Origin of the sequence: Mycetocola zhujimingii (assembly GCF_003065425.1) — a bacterium.
Taxonomy (GTDB): Bacteria; Actinomycetota; Actinomycetes; order Actinomycetales; family Microbacteriaceae; genus Mycetocola_A; species Mycetocola_A zhujimingii.
Genome location: NZ_CP026949.1, coordinates 1,310,873 through 1,328,527 on the forward strand (window position 1 = coordinate 1,310,873; position 17,655 = coordinate 1,328,527).

General features: G+C 65.8%; 17 protein-coding genes. 8 read left to right on the forward strand and 9 right to left on the reverse strand.

The genetic code is table 11. From position 1 onward, the window contains the following. Positions 1 to 188 precede the first annotated feature (188 nt). Positions 189 to 767: a TetR/AcrR family transcriptional regulator gene (locus C3E77_RS06190; RefSeq protein WP_108390829.1), complete on the reverse strand. Its 579-nt coding sequence runs from the start codon at positions 765 to 767 to the stop codon at positions 189 to 191. Between the two features lie 29 nt (positions 768 to 796). Continuing rightward, on the reverse strand, positions 797 to 1,609 hold the full coding sequence (locus tag C3E77_RS06195) for a ribonuclease H family protein (protein WP_108390830.1): 813 nt from the start codon (positions 1,607 to 1,609) through the stop codon (positions 797 to 799). Between the two features lie 206 nt (positions 1,610 to 1,815). On the opposite strand from C3E77_RS06195, the gene ligD reads away from it, so the two are divergent. Further along, the gene (ligD, locus tag C3E77_RS06200; protein WP_108390831.1) at positions 1,816 to 2,859 is read left to right on the forward strand and encodes a non-homologous end-joining DNA ligase; all 1,044 of its coding nucleotides are present in this window, start codon (positions 1,816 to 1,818) and stop codon (positions 2,857 to 2,859) included. Here ligD and C3E77_RS06205 read toward each other — a convergent pair. Next, positions 2,856 to 3,425, reverse strand: a complete 570-nt coding sequence (locus C3E77_RS06205) for an AAA family ATPase (protein ID WP_108390832.1) — start codon at positions 3,423 to 3,425, stop codon at positions 2,856 to 2,858. The two genes, ligD and C3E77_RS06205, sit on opposite strands and share 4 nt — an antisense overlap. 47 nt (positions 3,426 to 3,472) lie before the next feature. Then, complete coding sequence (locus C3E77_RS06210) at positions 3,473 to 4,525, reverse strand: ATP-dependent DNA ligase (protein WP_108390833.1); 1,053 nt, start codon at positions 4,523 to 4,525, stop codon at positions 3,473 to 3,475. A 70-nt stretch (positions 4,526 to 4,595) separates the two neighbouring features. Between C3E77_RS06210 and C3E77_RS06215 the strand changes: the two genes are divergently transcribed. The 4 genes from C3E77_RS06215 to C3E77_RS06230 all read left to right on the forward strand — a co-directional run bounded on the left by C3E77_RS06215 (position 4,596) and on the right by C3E77_RS06230 (position 7,829). Then, complete coding sequence (locus C3E77_RS06215; RefSeq protein ID WP_234031318.1) at positions 4,596 to 5,117, forward strand: MSMEG_6728 family protein; 522 nt, start codon at positions 4,596 to 4,598, stop codon at positions 5,115 to 5,117. Next, positions 5,107 to 5,997 (forward strand): DUF72 domain-containing protein, encoded by an 891-nt coding sequence (locus C3E77_RS06220; RefSeq protein WP_234031319.1) that lies wholly within the window; start codon positions 5,107 to 5,109, stop codon positions 5,995 to 5,997. Before C3E77_RS06215 ends, C3E77_RS06220 begins: the two co-directional genes overlap by 11 nt. A 158-nt stretch (positions 5,998 to 6,155) precedes the next feature. Continuing rightward, entirely contained in the window at positions 6,156 to 6,380 is a 225-nt protein-coding gene (locus C3E77_RS06225; RefSeq protein ID WP_108390834.1) for a hypothetical protein, read from the forward strand. A 66-nt stretch (positions 6,381 to 6,446) separates the two neighbouring features. Continuing rightward, positions 6,447 to 7,829, forward strand: a complete 1,383-nt coding sequence (locus C3E77_RS06230) for a maltokinase N-terminal cap-like domain-containing protein (RefSeq protein WP_234031320.1) — start codon at positions 6,447 to 6,449, stop codon at positions 7,827 to 7,829. Positions 7,830 to 7,837: 8 nt separating this feature from the next. On the opposite strand, the gene C3E77_RS06235 is transcribed toward C3E77_RS06230, so the two are convergent. From C3E77_RS06235 to C3E77_RS06255, 5 genes are all read right to left on the reverse strand, one after another. Then, positions 7,838 to 8,353 (reverse strand): mycothiol transferase, encoded by a 516-nt coding sequence (locus C3E77_RS06235; RefSeq protein WP_108390835.1) that lies wholly within the window; start codon positions 8,351 to 8,353, stop codon positions 7,838 to 7,840. A 46-nt stretch (positions 8,354 to 8,399) separates the two neighbouring features. Further along, complete coding sequence (locus C3E77_RS06240; RefSeq protein WP_108390836.1) at positions 8,400 to 9,092, reverse strand: hypothetical protein; 693 nt, start codon at positions 9,090 to 9,092, stop codon at positions 8,400 to 8,402. Further along, the gene (locus C3E77_RS06245; protein WP_234031321.1) at positions 9,089 to 9,436 is read right to left on the reverse strand and encodes a DoxX family protein; all 348 of its coding nucleotides are present in this window, start codon (positions 9,434 to 9,436) and stop codon (positions 9,089 to 9,091) included. The genes C3E77_RS06240 and C3E77_RS06245 overlap by 4 nt, the downstream gene beginning before the upstream one ends. Positions 9,437 to 9,543: 107 nt before the next feature. Continuing rightward, the gene (locus C3E77_RS06250) at positions 9,544 to 9,792 is read right to left on the reverse strand and encodes a hypothetical protein (RefSeq protein WP_108390838.1); all 249 of its coding nucleotides are present in this window, start codon (positions 9,790 to 9,792) and stop codon (positions 9,544 to 9,546) included. 82 nt (positions 9,793 to 9,874) lie between these two features. Further along, the gene (locus tag C3E77_RS06255) at positions 9,875 to 11,056 is read right to left on the reverse strand and encodes a baeRF2 domain-containing protein (protein WP_108390839.1); all 1,182 of its coding nucleotides are present in this window, start codon (positions 11,054 to 11,056) and stop codon (positions 9,875 to 9,877) included. Between the two features lie 299 nt (positions 11,057 to 11,355). Here C3E77_RS06255 and glgX point away from each other — a divergent pair, with 299 nt between their 5' ends. From glgX to treZ, 3 genes are read left to right on the forward strand one after another with little or no spacing between them, the layout of a single operon-like run. Beyond that, positions 11,356 to 13,563, forward strand: coding sequence for a glycogen debranching protein GlgX (gene glgX, locus C3E77_RS06260; RefSeq protein ID WP_108390840.1), 2,208 nt, complete (start codon positions 11,356 to 11,358; stop codon positions 13,561 to 13,563). Beyond that, positions 13,560 to 15,893 (forward strand): malto-oligosyltrehalose synthase, encoded by a 2,334-nt coding sequence (treY, locus tag C3E77_RS06265; RefSeq protein WP_108390841.1) that lies wholly within the window; start codon positions 13,560 to 13,562, stop codon positions 15,891 to 15,893. The genes glgX and treY overlap by 4 nt, the downstream gene beginning before the upstream one ends. Beyond that, positions 15,890 to 17,653, forward strand: coding sequence for a malto-oligosyltrehalose trehalohydrolase (treZ, locus tag C3E77_RS06270; protein WP_108390842.1), 1,764 nt, complete (start codon positions 15,890 to 15,892; stop codon positions 17,651 to 17,653). Before treY ends, treZ begins: the two co-directional genes overlap by 4 nt. The last annotated feature ends 2 nt before the right edge of the window (positions 17,654 to 17,655 follow it).

Genomic DNA, 17,655 nt, shown 5'->3' on the forward strand with positions numbered 1-17,655 from the left:
ACATCGCCCCTCGGATCGCGACCGGAGCCTTTCGTGGCCACCGCGAAGACATTCCAGATAAGCCTTACCGCATCCTTTTTGGGGAGAGCCGTGACCGCATCCTTTTCGGGAGAGGAGTGACCGCATCCTTGATTCCGACTCACTGGAAACGGTTTTGGGACAGGTGGCCGGGGCCGTTCAGCGACGGTTTAGTGACCGACGCGGCCAAAGAGGAACGACGCCGAAACGCGGACAGCGTCATCGACAGTGGCCCCCATTTCCTTCGGCAGGGCACCCTGCAGCCAGAGAGTGGCAAACCCATGGACAAAGGCCCACGCACTGACGTTGGTGAGGATGGTGTCACCACCCCGGCGCTCCGGTGGCAACGACGCAACACCACGGAACAGGGCCGATCTGCTTCGGTTCCGAGCCTTGACCAGGTCAGGATCATCGTTTCGCAACAGGTCGGGTCGGAACATGACCTCGAAGTAGGCCTCGTGATCGACGGCAAACCGTACATAGGCCACACTGAGCTCAACCAGGTCGGTTGCGGGCTCAACCCGCCCGAGGGCATCCGTCAACCGGGTGTAACCCTCGGTTGCCACCGCGGTGAAGAGACCTTCCTTGTCACCGAAATGGTGAGCCGGTGCCGCGTGGGATACCCCGATCTTGCGTGCAAGGTCGCGCAGGCTGACGGCGGCGGGGCCGTTCTCGCTGATGACCTCGACAGCCGCATCGATGACGGCCTGCCTCAGATCACCGTGGTGATACGGACGCTCAGTCACCATGCTCTCCTGTCTGCTCAAATCAGGTCTGCTCAAATCAGGCCGCGAAGAAAGTCCTCAACGCTGACACCCTTCTGGCGTGCTCGTTCCTGCAAGCGAATGTTCTCGGCCGCGCTCAGTGACAACGTGACGGTGTGCCACCCGGTACCGCTGGCCTCGTCGTCGAGGTCAAAGAGACTCGGTTCGAGGTCAATCGGGGTGGACGGTTGGGCAGCTGAGGTCTTCCGAGCAGCCGAACCGGTCGTCGTGGTTGCGGAGGACCCGACCGTGGCGGATCGGGGTGTTGAGGGCTGTGACGCTGTCGAGAGGAGTGCAGGGTCGCCATCAGCGGTCGCTGTGCCCTCGGCGGTGGCGGTGGCCTGCCCGACGGCACCCGACCCCGCCCCGGGAAAACCGGGACCGTAGGGAATCTCCTTGCCCCGCTGGAACGCCTCGGCGACGGCCCGGGCGCGGGCATCAGCCGCTTCATTGAGCTCGTGACCGACGTGACCGCGTACCCATTCGAATTTGTACTTGCGCCCGACGAGTGCTTCGTCGAGTTCCTTGAGCAGCTCGATGTTCAGAACAGGCTTGCCGTCGCTCTTACGCCAGCCCTTCGCCTTCCAGCCGCGCATCCATTTGGTCACCGAGTTGATGACGTACTGGCTGTCGCACATGACGAGCAGATCGTCGTCGATATGTGCGGTCGAACGGAACAACTCAAGAACGGCCTTCAGCTCGGCCTGGTTGTTCGTGGCGTGTTTCCAGCCACCAGCCCCCCAGCAGTCGTCGTCGACATACCAGGCCCAACCCGCGGGACCCGGGTTGCCCAGCGCCGAACCATCAGCGGAGGCGGTGATCGTCATTCTGCCCTTTCAGCCGCGACCGGTCGTCGCGGGACTGACCAATCGTACCGACGAGGAGCCGTTCGGCAGGGGAGGTCAGCGGGGGAGTCGAAACGTCCGCGCGGGCTCGTCTCACCAGCGTTGCTGGCCGGAACGGCAGCCCAAACGTGGCGGACTCGTCTGGACTCGGGGGTGACTCGACCCACGCCCCCAAGTAGGTTTGTCGCATGGCATCCGACGCAGTCGTCCTCCCCGTCGACGGACCTCATGGCACCCGCGACGTTCGCATCTCCAGCCCGGGCCGGGTGCTCTGGCCCGAACCCGGCATCACCAAACTTGACCTCGCGAAGTACCTGGTCGACGTTGGAGAGGCATTCATCGCCGCCAACGGCGACCGCCCGGTGTCGCTGCAGCGGTTCCCCGGCGGAATCGACGGTGAGCAGTTCTTCTCGAAGAACCCGCCCAAGGGCGCACCGGACTACGTGCGCGCGGTGACCGTCACCTACCCGAGCGGGCGATCACACCCCCAGGTCGTTCTCGACGAACCGGCCGCGGCGGTGTGGGCAGCCCAGATGAACACCGTCGTCTTTCACCCGTGGCCGTCTCTCGCCGGAAACTCCGACAACCCCGACCAGTTGCGCATCGACCTCGACCCACAGCCGGGCACCGATTTCGACGACGCGATCCCCGCGGCGATCGAATTGCGCGCACTTCTCGCCGAGGCCGGGTTGACGGCGTTCCTCAAGACCAGCGGCAACCGCGGCATCCACGTCTTCGCTCCCATCGAACCCACCCACGAATTCCTCGAGGTGCGGCACGCGGTCATCGCTGCGGCCCGCGAACTCGAACGCCGGATGCCCGATCAGGTCACCACCAACTGGTGGAAGGAAGAGCGCGGCAAACGCATCTTCGTCGACTTCAACCAGGCGAACCGGGACCGAACGATGGCCGGTGCCTACAGTCCGCGCGCCCTCGCGCATGCCCCGGTGTCGTGTCCGATCGAGTGGGAAGAACTCGAGAACGCCGACCCGAAAGCCTTCACCATCGAGACGGTTCCGGAGCGGTTGCGCACGGTGGGCGACCCGTGGGCAAACATGGCCGAGAAGCCCGGCACCATCGACGTCCTCCTCGAGTGGTGGGAGCGGGATGTGGGAAACGGACTCGGCGAACTGCCATTTCCGCCAGACTTCCCGAAAATGCCCGGCGAACCGCCGCGCGTACAGCCGAGCCGGAAGAACGCCGCCAACTGGGACGACGAGAAGACCGACTAAACCAGCGCACCCCAGGAGCTGGTCCCGCTTCGAAGCAGGTCGAGAACGCGCGAGTAGGTCTGCTCGACGGTGAGCGCAGACGTATCGACGCGGGCGGTGGCCGGCCGGTCAGCGAGGTATCGGGCGAGGTCGCCGTGAATGCGCTCAAGCAAGTCGCTGTCAGATCCGGTCAGTGCTTCCCGCAGATACACGTCCACGGCGTGCTCGGCTTCCTTCTCCCGCACTCGGTTGCGAGAGACGTCGCCGTCGGCCAGGAGCGCGATCTCGACATAGTTGGCTCGGGCCTGCGCCGCGACCGCCTCTGCCCAGGGCGACGCGTCGAAACTCGTGATCAGCTGTGGCAGCACCACATCATTGCCCGTACCGAGATGGTCGATCGCAATGGCGATTCCGCGTTGACGAGTGACGGCGAGCGCGCTTGGAAAGTCATCTCGCCAGCCGTCAACCTCGGCAACCATTGCGTCCAGGTCGAGGTTCAGAACCCCCGGGTGTTCCGCGGCGAGGCGCCGTGCCACCGTCGACTTGCCGACGCGTGACGGCCCATTGAGGTGGATGAGGCAGGCCATGCCCTCACCCTAATCGACAGCCTCACGCGGCTCGCTCCGTCTCCCGGCTAAACCAGCACGCCGTCGAGGTCGTAGGCAATCGGCCGGTCCAGCTGGTCGAAAGTGCATGACGTCGCCTCGCGGTCGGGCCGCCACCTCGCGAACTGCACGGTGTGACGGAACCGCATCCCCTCCATCTGGTCGTACTGCACCTCGACGACGCGACTGGGCTCAAGCGGAACAAACGACACATCCTTCGACCCCGAGAACCTGCTGCGCTCCGTTTCGGCCGCAACGATCTCACCGTCGGCATCCCGTCTCACGAGCGGCGCGAGTTCGTCCACCAGCTCAAGACGGCGGGCATTACTGAAAGCGGATGCCCCGCCAACATTCACGAGGACGCCATCGCCGTTGTACAGGCCGAGGAGCAGCGAACCCACCCCGTTGCCGCTCTTGTGCACCCGGTAACCGGTGAGAACGACATCCGCGGTGCGGTGATGCTTGACCTTGAGCATCACCCGCTTGCCCGGTGCGTACGGCTGCAGGAGCGGTTTCGCGACGACACCATCGAGTCCCGCCCCCTCGAATTCGACGAGCCACTGGCGGGCGAGCGCCACATCCGTCGTCGTCCTCGTGAGGTGGAGCGGGTGGGGGAGAGAACCGATGAGCGCCTCGAGCCGCTCCCGTCGTTCGGAGAACGGAGCGTCGAGCAGCACGTCGCCGCCGCTCGACAGCAGGTCGAACGCCACGAACATTGCCGGCGTCGACTCCGCGAGGAGTGCGATTCGGCTCGCCGCCGGATGGATCCGGGCGGTCAGGGCCTCCCAGTCGAGTTTCTGTGAGCCCTCGGCGCCCTGCGGTACCACGATCTCACCGTCGAGAACGCAGGGCCCAGGCAGAAGCCGGCTGAAGGCATCCGTCAGTTCGGGGAAGTACCGCGTGAGCATTTTCGAGCCGCGGCTGCCGATCTCCACGTTCTCGCCGTCGAAGTACACGATCGCTCGGAACCCGTCCCATTTGGGCTCGAAGCTCAACCCGCCGGGAACGCTGTCGGGCTCCGGCACTGAGCCAACGGCCTTGGCGAGCTGCGGGGTAACCGGGTCGAGCGGCGAAAGTTCCATGCGTCGATCCTGCCCGAGTCGGAACGATTCCGACAGGCCGTGCCAGGGCACCCGCCCTGCGTGAGGGGGAGTGAGTGCGGTGCGAGAGCGTTCGTCAACCCGTATCCGGCCGCTCAGCTTCTGGGTTACCGTCGGCGGCACCGTGCAGACCTTTCTCCCATACCCGTCATTCGCCGAGAGCGCCGCTGTTCTCGATCGCTCACGCCTCGGCAAGCAGCGCGTCGAGGCGCTCCAGCTGCTGCGCGCGGTGACGATCCCCACCTACGGCTGGCGGCATCACCCGGCTGCGAAGATGTGGCGCGGTTATGTGCCAGCCCTCACCAAATACGCCCTCGATATGACGGATGCCTGGATCGCACGCGGTCACAGCGACACGGTACGCCCGCAGGTGCTGCCGTTTGCACCCGAGGTCGAGGGGCTCAGCCAGGACGAGCTGGAGCTGCCGCCGTGGATCGGTGACGAGGCCTTCCACCTCAGCCACCGGTCGAACCTCGTCCGCAAGGATCCCGAGTTCTACGGCGAGGTCTTTGCCGGCGTGCCGGACAACCTGCCGTACGTGTGGCCGGGGGAGACGGTGCGCCATGACGGTTGAGGAGCCCAGGGTCGCCGCGGTAAGCGGCGCGGCTGAAATCGGCGACGCCAGAATCGGGATCTCCGGCTGGCGATATGCGCCGTGGCGTTCGGTCTTCTACCCGAAGGGACTCACCCAGAAGCGGGAGCTGGAGTTCGTCTCGGGCCGGATGAACAGTGTCGAGATCAACGGTTCGTTCTACTCGCTGCAGACCCCGAAGAGCTACGCACGCTGGGCGGAGGAAGTGCCTGACGACTTCCTCTTCTCGGTCAAGGGCGGCCGGTACATCACCCATATCCTCCGGCTGCGGAATGCGGAGAAGGCGCTGCCGAACTTCTTCGCATCCGGTGTCCTCGCGCTTGGACCCAAGCTCGGTCCCGTGCTGTGGCAGTTGCCGCCGAACCTGGCCTACGACCGGGATACGGTCGCGGCGTTCCTCGCCACGCTCCCGCGGACGACGACGGCCGCCGTCGAGTTTGCCCGAGGCCACGATGACCGGATGGAGGGCAGGTCCTGGCTGAAGACGGATGCCGAGCGTCCCATTCGGCACGCCGTTGAGATCCGCCACCCCACGTTCGACTGTGAAGACTTCGTAGACCTCGCGCGAGAACACGATGTCGCGGTGGTGGTGTCCGACAGCGCGGGCAGGTTCCCCCAGCTGTTCGAGGTGACGAGTGACTTCATGTACGTGCGGCTGCACGGCGCTGAGGAGTTGTACGTCAGCGGTTACCCCGAAGACCTGCTGCAGACCTGGGCTCAGCGTATCCACGGCTGGCGCACCGGCTCAGCGACCGATGGCAAGCCGCGAGACGTCTACGTGTACTGCGATAACGATGCGAAGGTGCGCGCACCGTTCGACGCCATCCGGCTGGCCGAAATCGTCGCCGAACTGGCGGGCTGAGCTGGCGGCTGCGTCGACGGGCTGATCGGGGCTCTGACCGCCGCTGGCTGTGACCGCCGCTGGCTGTGGCCGCGCCTCGCCGCGCACTCAGCGGGGCGCGTGTTCAGCAAGGAAGGCGTGTACCGCCCCGACGACGACTGAGCCCTCGCCGACGGCGGATGCAACTCGTTTCGCTGAGCCGCGGCGAACATCACCGTGCCCTCGTCCAGGCCCAGCTGGTCAGCCTGGGGTTCATCCTCGCGGGGATTGTGCTCGGCTGGTCAACCCTCGACTTCTCCCGCCCGGCCGCGTGGCTGCTCATCCCGGGTCTCTGCGGTTCTCTCCTGGTCTACGCCGCGGTTTACCGCCGGTGTGAGGCCAGCGTGAGGCGTGCTGGCGACTGAGCCGGAACCTGTCAACCCCCGAGCCGCGTGCAGAGCGCGAGCGCTTCGAGGCAATAGTCTCGATGTATGTCCTCGCCGGCGCGTCCCCTCGAACACAGTCCGCTCACACACATTTCCCCCTGGCTCGTCTCCCAGCGCTGGTTTGCCAGCAAGGGGCGCGTTCCCCAGCTCGAACTCATCGGAAGCTGGGAAATGGCATCCGATGATGCCAGGGTCTTCACCCACCTGATCATGGACTTCTCGGGTCGTGACCCCGTGCTCTACCAGGTACCGGTCACCGAGCGAACCTCACCGCTGCCGGACGCGGAGTCGGCACTCATTGCTGAGATCGTGCTGGCCGACGGCCAGACGGGCTACCTCTACGACGGACCGCACGACCACGCATACGCCAAGGCCCTGCTCACTCTCATCGGGTCCAACCAGGAGGCGACAGCGCTCGGCGCTACCGCGAACGGTGAAGCATTCGGTCAGATCGAGATTTCCGACATCGTCTCGTCGCGGGTTCTCCGTGGCGAGCAGTCGAACACCTCGATCATTTACCACGTCCGCAGTGAAAACGGCATTGACCGTGTGATCTGCAAGGTGTTCCGTGCGCTGCACAACGGCGAGAACCCCGACGTCGTCCTTCAGGCGGCGCTCGCCGCATCCGGGTCCCTCAACGTCCCACACTCCATCGGCTGTGTCGTCGGGGAGTGGGATGACATCGGCCAGGCCACGGGTCGGGCCAGGGGCCACCTCGCCTTTGCGCAGGAATTCCTGTCCGGGTCGGAGGACGCGTGGAGATTCGCTCTTCGCTCAGCCGAGAACGGCGAAGACTTCACGGCGCGGGCGTACTCGCTCGGCACAGTGACCGCCGAGGTCCACGGTTTGCTCGCCGGTTCGTTCGGCACTGCGGCACCGAGCCGGGACGAGATCGATGCGACCCTGGCCAGTTGGCGCTCGCGACTGCTGCTCGCCATCGACGAGGTCCCTGCTGTCGCGGAATTCCGCGAAACGATTGAGGCCCTCTACGAGTCGACGGCGTCGATCGAGTGGCCGGCGCTCCAGCGCATCCACGGTGATTACCACCTCGGCCAGGTGCTGCTCGCGGCTGATGGACACTGGGTACTCCTCGACTTCGAGGGCGAACCGCTCAGGCCGATGGAGGAGCGCTCCCAGCCTGACTTCACGCTCAGGGACGTCGCCGGCATGCTGCGAAGCTTTGACTACGTCGCCGGCTCTCTCGGCAGCACCGAGGAGGCCCGGAACTGGACCAGTGCGTCGCGGAAGGCATTCCTCAGCGGCTACATCGACGGATCGGGGGTCGACCTCAGGGACCACCGCGAACTCCTCGACGCGTTCGAGATGGACAAAGCACTGTATGAAGCCGTCTACGAGGCGCGCAACCGCCCCGACTGGCTGTCGATTCCGCTCACTGCGCTCGGACGGCTCGCCGAGCGTCAGCGCTAGGCCCGCCCTTAGCGATTCTCCCGGTCAAGGATCCCGCGAAGGAATGCCGCCTGACCGGCATGCTGTAGGTCGTCGGCGAGAACGCTGACGAGGCGGACCCCGAGGGTAACCGGAGGATCCCACCTCTCATCGACGATCCGGTCAAGCTCGTCATCGGCGAGTCCGCTGACGAAGTGGGCGGTGCGATCGCTGACCTCGTCGAAATACCCGAGCAACAGCTCGGGCGAGCTCACCACCACCTGGGCGACATCGTCGCTTGAGTGCCCGTATCCGGTGTCCTCGGGCGGGAACGGCAGCCGGAAACGGTCGACCCACCCCGCCGTGATCCAGATCTGACCGGTGTCGAGCAGGTCGGCAATGTGATCGTCCTGTACCCGGGTGAGGTGCCAGATGAGCCACGCGATGGTGTTCGACTCCGGGTCAGCTCGCGCGAGCAGTCGCTGTGCATCAATGCCGTCGAGCGCGCTGTGCACGCCCTCCGAAATCCGCCCGAAGGCATCCGCAAGAATGTCTGACGTCTTCATGTCCTGCCTTTCTGTGTGATGTTGCTGGTGGCGTTACGTGTTGGCGTTACTGGGTGTGGCGCTGCACGCTCAGGTACGAGGGCTCACGCAGCCGGCGTTCCCACCGGTATGTCGTTGTGCCGGGCAGCGGGTGTCGTACCGGGTCGTACCGGTCGATGGTGTCGATGGCACCGGGTTCCCGCCACAGTTCGACAATGGCAAACGGATGCCAGTGGCCGAGCGGGGTCGCGTGGTACAGCTTCAGCCGCCAGCTCGTCGACTCCAGTCGGGTCGCGAGCTGACCGACGTCGGTCGGCAGATCGGCCGGTTCGAGCGTACGTGCGGCGATCAGGAGCGGGCCGTTCGGTGTTCGGAGCGGCATCAGGGTTGTGAGCCGTGCGCGGCTCGGTGACCGGTGCGCCGCGAGCCAGAACCGCGATGGCACGCCGAATCCGGTTGAGGCAAGCAACAGGTCCGCCGGAGCTCCCGTCGTCTCGAAGCGAAGGGCAAGACCGATGACATCGGGCAGCGGTGCCGGTACCCCGATCGATCGCGACACTCGCGCCGTGAGCGGGAGTTCGCTGGTGTGCGGATGGTCGATGAAGTCGATGCCGGACGCGCCGCGGCCGGTGAGCCAGCGGAGCGAACCGGTGAGTGCGACCCCGTGCGGATGAATCGGTCGCGGTGGGCGGAGCGCCCGCAGCAGACCGAAAACCCCCGCGAGCGTGCCACCGGCGATGCCGGATGGCGTGAGAGTCATCGGTCGCCCCGTCCCACCCGCAGGGCGAGTGCAACGAGGGGGAGTTGCAGGGGCAGGCGGGCAAGAGCGATCAACCGCGCAGGCCACGGCTTTCGGCGGAGGATACCCACGGTACGCACATTGGCGGGGAACACCGCAACCAGGAACACCGCAGAGAGGAGCCCGGCGAGGTTCCGGGTTGGCCGGTTCCAGGCCAGCAGGGCCAACGCCCACTCCGCGACGCCCGACGCGACGGTCCAGAATCTGCTCGGGCCGGGCAGGGCGCGCGGAACAATCGGGTCGAACACCGACGGACGCACGAAATGGATGGCGCCGGTGACCGCGAACATTATCGCGAGTGCCACGGCAGGCGCGCTGCTCCGGTCAGATCGTCGTGGTCTGGCTCTCGTGAAGTGGCGCATCCGAAACACAGTAGGGCTCGACGCTTCCCGGTGGCAATGGGTTGTGCGGCTCAGCCGGCTGAACCGTCGCCGTACTCGGTTGCCTTTCGCTTGAGCGCCCCGAGGTCGGATGCGTCTCCCGTGCGGTCCGGCAGGTCGTCGAGCGTGACCAGGCCATCCATGTCATCCGGGTCGTCCTCGCCGGTGATGCGCTCAGCGTAGTTGGGCGCCCGACCCGGGGCTTCGTGCTTCACGGCGGCGGGCGTGCTGTCGGTGTCGCCCGCCGGAGTTCCCTGGTTCTTCTCGTCTTCCGGCGTCATGGGCGTCGTCCTTCCGATGCAATCGTCGCTCCGATCGGTATCGATCGGATTCGGCTGCCAGCGTATCGCGTGGGCAACCGACTCAGCCCTGGCCCTGTGCCTGTCCCTGTCCCTGTGCCTGCTCCTGCTCCCACCTCGGCGTGCCCGGGATCGCCGGTCCCGTCGGCCACCGCAGAACGGCCGCTACCTCGGCTGATTTCGGCAGGACGCCGTGGTCGACGAACACAACGCGCGACTCGGTCAGGGTCGCTGCCCTGACGATCGCGAGTACGGCAGGTACCGGGCCGATGACGCGCGCGCCGAGTGCTTCCTCCGGTACTGTCGCAACCCAGGGTGCATCGGCGAGGGCGAGGAGGGTCCTGCCGTCCGTTCCCTCCGAGTCGATGAGCACGGTGTCTGCCTGGCTCTGTTGCAGGCTGTGTACGACGGCCCCGAAGCCCAGCGCCCCGTTCTCGGAGTCGCCGGCGGAGAGTTTGTCGAGCAGGAGCGACTGGGCCCTCTGCCGAATCTCCTCGAGTTTGCGCGAGATGCGTGCCTGCAGCGACTCCCGGGATGATCCCGCCGCCAGGAGGTTCGCTGGTACTACGGTACTGATGTCCCTGGCCGCTGCCGACAGTTCCTCGCTCAACAGCTGGACCGCGCGAACGTCACCCGCGAGCAGGACAAAGCCGGGTCGGAGCTCCCGAACGAGTTCATTGACTGCCGTGGCCAGCTGAGACTGGTTCTGCTTCCAGATTTCTTCCGAGTGGTGCTGATAATTGCTGTGGGACCACCCGCCCGCCTGTACCTTGTTGAGGCTGTCGGTCCTGCCCTCGATGTTCTCGTGCCGGAGAGCCGCGACGTGGGAGGCGCGATAGGCGTGGATCTCGCCATTGCCCCGTCCTGCTTCGACCACCAGGTAGACGACGTCGTTCTGCTTGTACTTCACAAGCGGGACAAGGTCGGGGATTTCGAGGTAGGCAACGGTTTCCGGCCACACCAGCGGGCCGGAGAGGACTTCATCCAGAAGCGGCTCGCCGTTGTGCACGACGAGGAACCTCGAGTGCGGTCCGGCGGTGCCTGTCGGAACGGCAAGAATCCTCTCGACAGTCGCGAGATCGGCATCCGGAGCGCCGGCCCTGGCCAGCCGGTCAAGCACCTGTCGCCTGCGCGCCTCGCCGTCGTGGCCCGGCCCGTCCCATGTTCCGTTGGCGTCAATGAAGACCGATGAGAAAGTGCCGTCCCTGCGCCAGAGTTCCGCCAGTTCGTGCGTCTGTGAATCCACTCGCTCGTCCTCTCGTCGACAGGCGACCACCCCGTCGCCGGTGCCGTCCCGCCGGTTCGGTTCCGCAGGCCCCATCGAACTCGCGGGCTTCCGGCACCGCAAGAGCCGATATGCCCTGTTCCGTGTGTTGCGGGCCCGGACCTGCCACTCAGCGGGACGGTTCCCGCGATTTCTATAGCATCCGATCGCCGCGAAAGCTAGACCCACCTCGGTCGAACGGGACGATCGTGCGAACGAACTAGATTTGAGGGACCCGCGCGAATTTTTTGCGCGCGCGATAACGCTTTACGAGGAGATCGATGGAAAGCTGGCCAGGAACCGCGTACCCGCTAGGTGCAACCTACGACGGCAGTGGGACAAACTTCGCAATTTACAGCGAAGCCGCTGAGCGGATCGAGCTCTGCCTCTTTGATGAGGACGGCACGGAGACCCGGGTCGAGCTGCGGGACTCAGAAGCCTACGTCTGGCACTGCTACCTGCCTGAGGCGCAGCCGGGCCAGCGGTATGGCTACCGCGTCCATGGCGAGTACGCCCCTGAGCATGGCAAACGGCTCAACCCGAACAAGTTGCTGCTCGACCCGTACGCCAAGGCAACGTGCGGCACGTACGACTGGGACCAGTCGCTGTTCTCGTACAACTTCGGCGACCCGGATTCCCGTAACGACGAAGACAGCGCCGCGCACTCGATGCTCAGCGTCGTCGTGAACCCGTTCTTCGACTGGTCAGGCGACCGGCACCCGCGCACGCCGTACAACAGCAGCGTCATCTACGAAGCACACGTCAAGGGGCTGACGAAGCTCAACGACCAGATCCCGGAAGCCCAGCGTGGCACTTACGCGGGTATCGCTCACCCGGCAACGATCGAGCACCTTCAGCGGCTCGGCGTCACGGCGATCGAGCTCATGCCGGTCCACCAGTTCGTCCAGGACTCCACCCTCCTCGACAAGGGACTCCGGAACTACTGGGGCTACAACACGATCGGGTTCTTCGCGCCGCACAACGAGTACTCGTCGACGGGCGAGGCCGGCCAGCAGGTCCAGGAATTCAAGGGCATGGTCAAGTCGCTGCACGCGGCAGACATCGAGGTCATCCTCGACGTGGTGTACAACCACACCGCAGAGGGCAACCACATGGGCCCGACCCTCTCCTTCCGTGGCATCGACAACGAGGCCTACTACCGCCTCGAAGACAACGACAAGCGCTACTACACCGACTACACGGGCACGGGTAACACGCTCAACGTGCGTCACCCCCACTCGCTGCAGCTCATCATGGACTCGCTGCGCTACTGGGTCACCGAAATGCACGTCGACGGATTCCGGTTCGACCTGGCATCGGCACTGGCGCGCGACCTCTACGAGGTTGACAAGCTGTCGACATTCTTCGAGCTCGTCCAGCAGGACCCCATCGTTTCGCAGGTGAAGCTCATCGCCGAGCCGTGGGACGTCGGTCCCGGCGGCTACCAGGTGGGTAACTTCCCCTCGCAGTGGACCGAGTGGAACGGAAAGTACCGCGACACGGTCCGCGACTTCTGGCGCGGTGAACCATCGACGCTCGGCGAATTCGCCGCCCGTATCACCGGTTCCGCCGACCTCTACGAGCACTCGGGACGCCGGCCGGTTGCATCCATCAACTTCGTGACGGCGCACGACGGTTTCACCATGCGCGACCTCGTGTCGTACAACGAGAAGCACAACGAGGCCAACGGCGAGGACAACAACGACGGTGAGTCACACAACCGGTCGTGGAACTCCGGCGTTGAGGGTGACACCGACGATCCTGAGGTGCTCGGTCTCCGCGCCCGCCAGCAGCGCAACATGATTGCGACGCTGCTGCTCTCGCAGGGTGTCCCGATGATCCTCCACGGTGACGAACTCGGACGCACACAGCACGGCAACAACAACGGTTACGCCCAGGACAACGAACTCACCTGGCTGCACTGGGACGTCGTCGACGTACCGCTGATCGAGTTCACGTCCGCCGTTGCGCGACTCAGGAAGGAGCACCCGGTGTTCCGCCGGAGCCGCTTCTTCGACGGCCGGCCCGTCCGCCGTGGCGAGGGGGAGCCTCTGCCCGACATCGTGTGGCTCAACGAAGGCGGCATGGAAATGCAGCCGGAGGACTGGGACGAAGAACTGGCCAAGACGGTCGGTGTCTTCTTCAACGGTGAAGGCATCCGTGAACGCGACGCTCGAGGCCAGAACGTCAGCGACGTGCACTTCCTGCTCTATTTCAACGCTGACGCCGAAGACGCCGAGTTCACCCTTCCGCCGGAGGAATACTCCGCCGAATGGGAGATCGTTGTCGACACGGCCGGTGAAGGAGCCGACAGCGTTCCCCGCGCCGCAGGATCGACGCAGACGGTCAAGGGCAGGAGCCTCCTCGTCATGCGCGCATACACCGCGCCGGAAGCCGAGCCTGACCACTCGGTTGCGGCATCCCTCGCCGTACTGAGCGGTTCGCAGACGACGTCGAGCACCGACGTCAAGCCGGGAGCTGTGAGTTGAGAATCCCCGCATCCACGTATCGACTGCAGATCCGGCAGACGTTCGACCTCGATGCCGCCCGTGGCGTCGTCGACTACGTTCACGACCTGGGCGCCGACTGGCTCTACCTGTCGCCTCTGCTCGAAGCGGAGGCGGGAAGCGACCACGGTTACGACGTCGTCGACCACTCGCGCGTCGACCAGGCCCGCGGCGGCCCCGAAGCGCTCGACCGGCTTGCGAAGGCCGCGAAAGCCAAGGGAATGGGCATCCTCGTCGACATCGTCCCCAACCACATGGGTGTCGAAACCCCCGTGTCGAACGGGTGGTGGTGGGACCTCCTCGCCAAGGGCGAAGGGTCCCGCTACGCGGAGGCCTTCGACGTCGACTGGGCGGCGGGCGGCGGCAAGATCCGCATTCCCGTGCTCGGTGACGGTGACGACGAACTCGATGCGCTTACCCTCGTCGACGGCGAGCTGCACTACTACGACAACCGGTATCCGGTTGCCGCTGGTACCGCTGACGACGGCGCAGACCCCCGCACCGTGCACTCCCGCCAGAACTACGAACTGGTCAACTGGCGCAGGGCAGACGCCGAGCTCAACTACCGCAGGTTCTTCGCGGTCAACTCGCTCGCCGGCATCCGCGTCGAGGTGCCGTGGGTATTTGCTGAATCCCACGCGGAGATTCTCCGCTGGGTGAACGAAGACCTCGTGCACGGCATCCGGGTGGACCACCCGGACGGACTCGCGCACCCCGGCGACTACCTTGACGCACTCCAGAAGGCCACGGGCGGCGTGTACGTCCTGGTCGAGAAGATTCTCGAGGGCGATGAGGGACTGCCGCCGAACTGGGCAGCAGCCGGCACCACCGGTTACGACGCGCTCGGCGACATCGACCGCGTTCTCGTCGATCCCGCCGGCAGGGCACGCCTCGATGCGCTCGAGGGCAACCTCGAAGACACGACGGCGTCGATGGATGATGTCTGGCCGGAGCTGATCTACGAGAACAAGCGGCGAATCGCCGACGGCATCCTCCGCTCGGAGGTGCTGCGGCTGGCCCGTCTCGTTCCGGAGATCTCCGGCGCGGACGATGCCATCGCTGAGCTGCTCGCGTGCTTCCCGGTGTACCGGTCATACCTTCCGTTCGGCGAGGACCACCTCGCTGAGGCCGCCCGCTCGGCGGCGGCACGCCGCCCGGACCTCGCCGAGCGAATTGATGCCCTCTACCCGGTGCTTGCCGACGCGGAGCACCCCGCTGCCATCCGGTTCCAGCAGACCTCGGGAATGGTCATGGCGAAGGGCGTGGAAGACACGGCCTTCTACCGGTTCAGCCGCCTGACCTCACTCAACGAGGTCGGGGCAGACCCTGGTGAGTTCGCCATCAACGTGGCCGAGTTCCACCGCAGGCAGCAGGCGCGACAGGCCGCCCTTCCGGCGTCGCTCACCACGCTCTCGACGCACGACACGAAGCGTGGCGAGGATGTCCGCAGCCGCATTTCGGTCATCGCCGAGATCCCGCGTGAGTGGGAGGAGACGCTCGGACGGCTCCGCGCACTGGTACCGATCGGTGATGGACCATTCGAGCAGCTGCTCTGGGAAGCGGTCATCGGCGCGTGGCCGGCCTCGCGGGAGCGACTGCACGCCTACGCCGAGAAAGCTTCGAGGGAAGCGGGGACGTCGACGACGTGGACCGCTCCGAATGAGGAGTTCGAGACGGCCATGCACGGCCTGATCGACGCCGTCTTCGATAACCCCGAGGTGAACGAGATCGTCACCGGTTTCGTTGACCGTGTTGCCGCCGCCGGCTGGTCGAACTCGCTGTCGGCGAAGCTCATCCAGATCACGGCACCCGGTGTGCCCGACGTGTACCAGGGCAGCGAACTGTGGGAGACATCCCTCGTCGACCCTGACAACCGGCGACCAGTGGACTTCGACCTCAGGCGCGACTACCTCGCCAGGGTCGACAGGGGCTGGCTCCCGCCGATCGACGAGACGGGAGCAGCAAAGCTCCTCGTGACGGCACGGGCACTCCGCCTGCGCCGTGACCGGCCCGAGTGGTTCTCCCGCTACCTGCCGCTGCCCGCATACGGCACAGCGGCCGCACACCTTGTCGCGTTCGACAGGGGAGACGCGATCACCCTGGCGACGCGGCTTCCTGTCGGTCTCGAGAAAAACGGAGGCTGGGGCGACACCACGGTCGTCGTCGCGGGACGGCCCCTCGTCGACGCCTTCACCGGAGAACGGTACGCCGGTGGCCCGCTCAAGGTCGCTGACCTGTTCGCGCAGTACCCGGTGGCGCTCCTCGTTCCCGATGACACCGACCTCACCTCACTTCTTGGAGAGAACGAATGATCCGACGACACCGCGAACCGTTCACCGTATGGGCGCCGAACGCCGAGCACGTTGAACTCGTCCTCGGCGACAGTTCAGCCGAGATGACGCGGGGGACCGACGGCTGGTGGGTTCCGGCATCCGACGTCGTCGCGAGCGACAGCGATTACGGCTACCGCATCGATGGGGCCGGGCCGTTTCCCGACCCTCGCTCGCGTCGCCAGCCGAACGGCGTGCACGAGCTGTCGCGCACGTTCGATCCCACCGAGTACCGGTGGAACGACTCGGCGTGGAGCGGGCGCCAGCTCGGCGGCGGAGTCATCTACGAGATGCACATCGGCACATTCACGCCTGAGGGCACCTTCGACTCGGCGATCGCCAAACTCGACCACCTGGTCGACCTCGGCATCGACTTCGTCGAGGTTCTCCCCGTCAACGCGTTCAACGGAACGCACAACTGGGGATACGACGGAGTGCTGTGGTACGCCGTCTCCGAGAGCTACGGCGGTCCCGCTGGCTACCAGCGCTTCGTCGATGCCTGCCACGCCGCCGGGCTCGGCGTCATCCAGGACGTCGTGTACAACCACCTCGGCCCGAGCGGAAACTACCTGCCGAACTTCGGCCCGTATCTGACCGACGGCCCTGGCAACACCTGGGGATCATCGATCAACCTCGACGGTGAGCACTCGGACACCGTGCGCGAGTACATCCTCGAGAACGTGCTGATGTGGCTCGACGACTACCACGTCGACGGACTCAGGCTCGATGCGGTTCACGCGCTCGTCGACTCGCGGGCGACCCACCTGCTCGAAGAGATGGCGACACGTGTTGCCGCACTGAGCGCGGCTGTACGTCGCCCGCTCAGCCTCATCGCCGAGTCCGACCTCAACGACCCCACGCTGATCACCCCGCGTGAGGCGAACGGGTACGGACTCGACGGCCAGTGGAGCGACGACTTCCACCACGCGGTGCACGTCGCTCTCACCCGCGAGACCACCGGCTACTACGCCGACTTCGAGCCGCTCTCGGCCCTCGCGAAGGTCCTCACCCGTGGGTTCTTCCACGACGGCACCTTCTCGAGCTTCCGTGGCCGGACACACGGTCGTGCGATCGACACCCAGCGGATGCCGTCGTGGCGGCTGGTGGTCGCCAACCAGAACCACGACCAGATCGGAAACCGCGCAACCGGTGACCGGTTGGGCGCCACCCTCGACCCGGGACAGCTCGCCATCGCCGCGACGCTGACCCTGGCCTCCGGCTTCACACCCATGCTGTTCATGGGGGAGGAGTGGGGCGCAAAGACCCCGTGGCAGTTCTTCACCTCGCACCCCGAACCCGAACTCGGAAAGGCAACGGCCGAGGGCCGGATCGCCGAATTCGAACGCATGGGCTGGGACCCGAACGTGGTGCCTGACCCGCAGGAGCTGTCGACGTTCGAGAACTCCAAGCTCGACTGGAACGAACTCGAGAGTGTCGACTCGGCGAGACTGCTCGACTGGTACAAGGAACTCACGGCGCTCCGCCGGGCACGGCCCGACCTCGTCGACCCGCGTTTCGGCGCGACGGGAGTCGAGGTCGATGAGGACGAGCGCTGGCTCGTGCTCCGTCGTGGCAGCGTGGCTGTCGTGATCAACTTCGACGAGGAGGAGCACACGATTCCCGCACGTGTGGGCGGCGAACTGCTGTCGTTCGCCTCGGATGGCGACGCGGTCCGCGGGCGGCACGACAGTGCGATCACCCTCGCGCCGCACGCCGTGCTGATCGCCGAGTTCCTCGCCTAGGA

Excerpts from the sequence above, each read along its gene's own strand:
- C3E77_RS06220 (WP_234031319.1), top strand. The coding sequence starts at position 5,107 with ATGACGGTTGAGGAGCCCAGGGTCGCCGCGGTAAGCGGCGCGGCTGAA.
- C3E77_RS06225 (WP_108390834.1), top strand. The coding sequence starts at position 6,156 with ATGCAACTCGTTTCGCTGAGCCGCGGCGAACATCACCGTGCCCTCGTC.
- C3E77_RS06195 (WP_108390830.1), bottom strand. The coding sequence starts at position 1,609 with ATGACGATCACCGCCTCCGCTGATGGTTCGGCGCTGGGCAACCCGGGT.
- C3E77_RS06230 (WP_234031320.1), top strand. The coding sequence starts at position 6,447 with ATGTCCTCGCCGGCGCGTCCCCTCGAACACAGTCCGCTCACACACATT.
- ligD (WP_108390831.1), top strand. The coding sequence starts at position 1,816 with ATGGCATCCGACGCAGTCGTCCTCCCCGTCGACGGACCTCATGGCACC.
- C3E77_RS06190 (WP_108390829.1), bottom strand. The coding sequence starts at position 767 with ATGGTGACTGAGCGTCCGTATCACCACGGTGATCTGAGGCAGGCCGTC.
- C3E77_RS06205 (WP_108390832.1), bottom strand. The coding sequence starts at position 3,425 with ATGGCCTGCCTCATCCACCTCAATGGGCCGTCACGCGTCGGCAAGTCG.
- C3E77_RS06210 (WP_108390833.1), bottom strand. The coding sequence starts at position 4,525 with ATGGAACTTTCGCCGCTCGACCCGGTTACCCCGCAGCTCGCCAAGGCC.
- C3E77_RS06240 (WP_108390836.1), bottom strand. The coding sequence starts at position 9,092 with ATGACTCTCACGCCATCCGGCATCGCCGGTGGCACGCTCGCGGGGGTT.
- C3E77_RS06235 (WP_108390835.1), bottom strand. The coding sequence starts at position 8,353 with ATGAAGACGTCAGACATTCTTGCGGATGCCTTCGGGCGGATTTCGGAG.
- glgX (WP_108390840.1), top strand. The coding sequence starts at position 11,356 with ATGGAAAGCTGGCCAGGAACCGCGTACCCGCTAGGTGCAACCTACGAC.
- treZ (WP_108390842.1), top strand. The coding sequence starts at position 15,890 with ATGATCCGACGACACCGCGAACCGTTCACCGTATGGGCGCCGAACGCC.
- C3E77_RS06250 (WP_108390838.1), bottom strand. The coding sequence starts at position 9,792 with ATGACGCCGGAAGACGAGAAGAACCAGGGAACTCCGGCGGGCGACACC.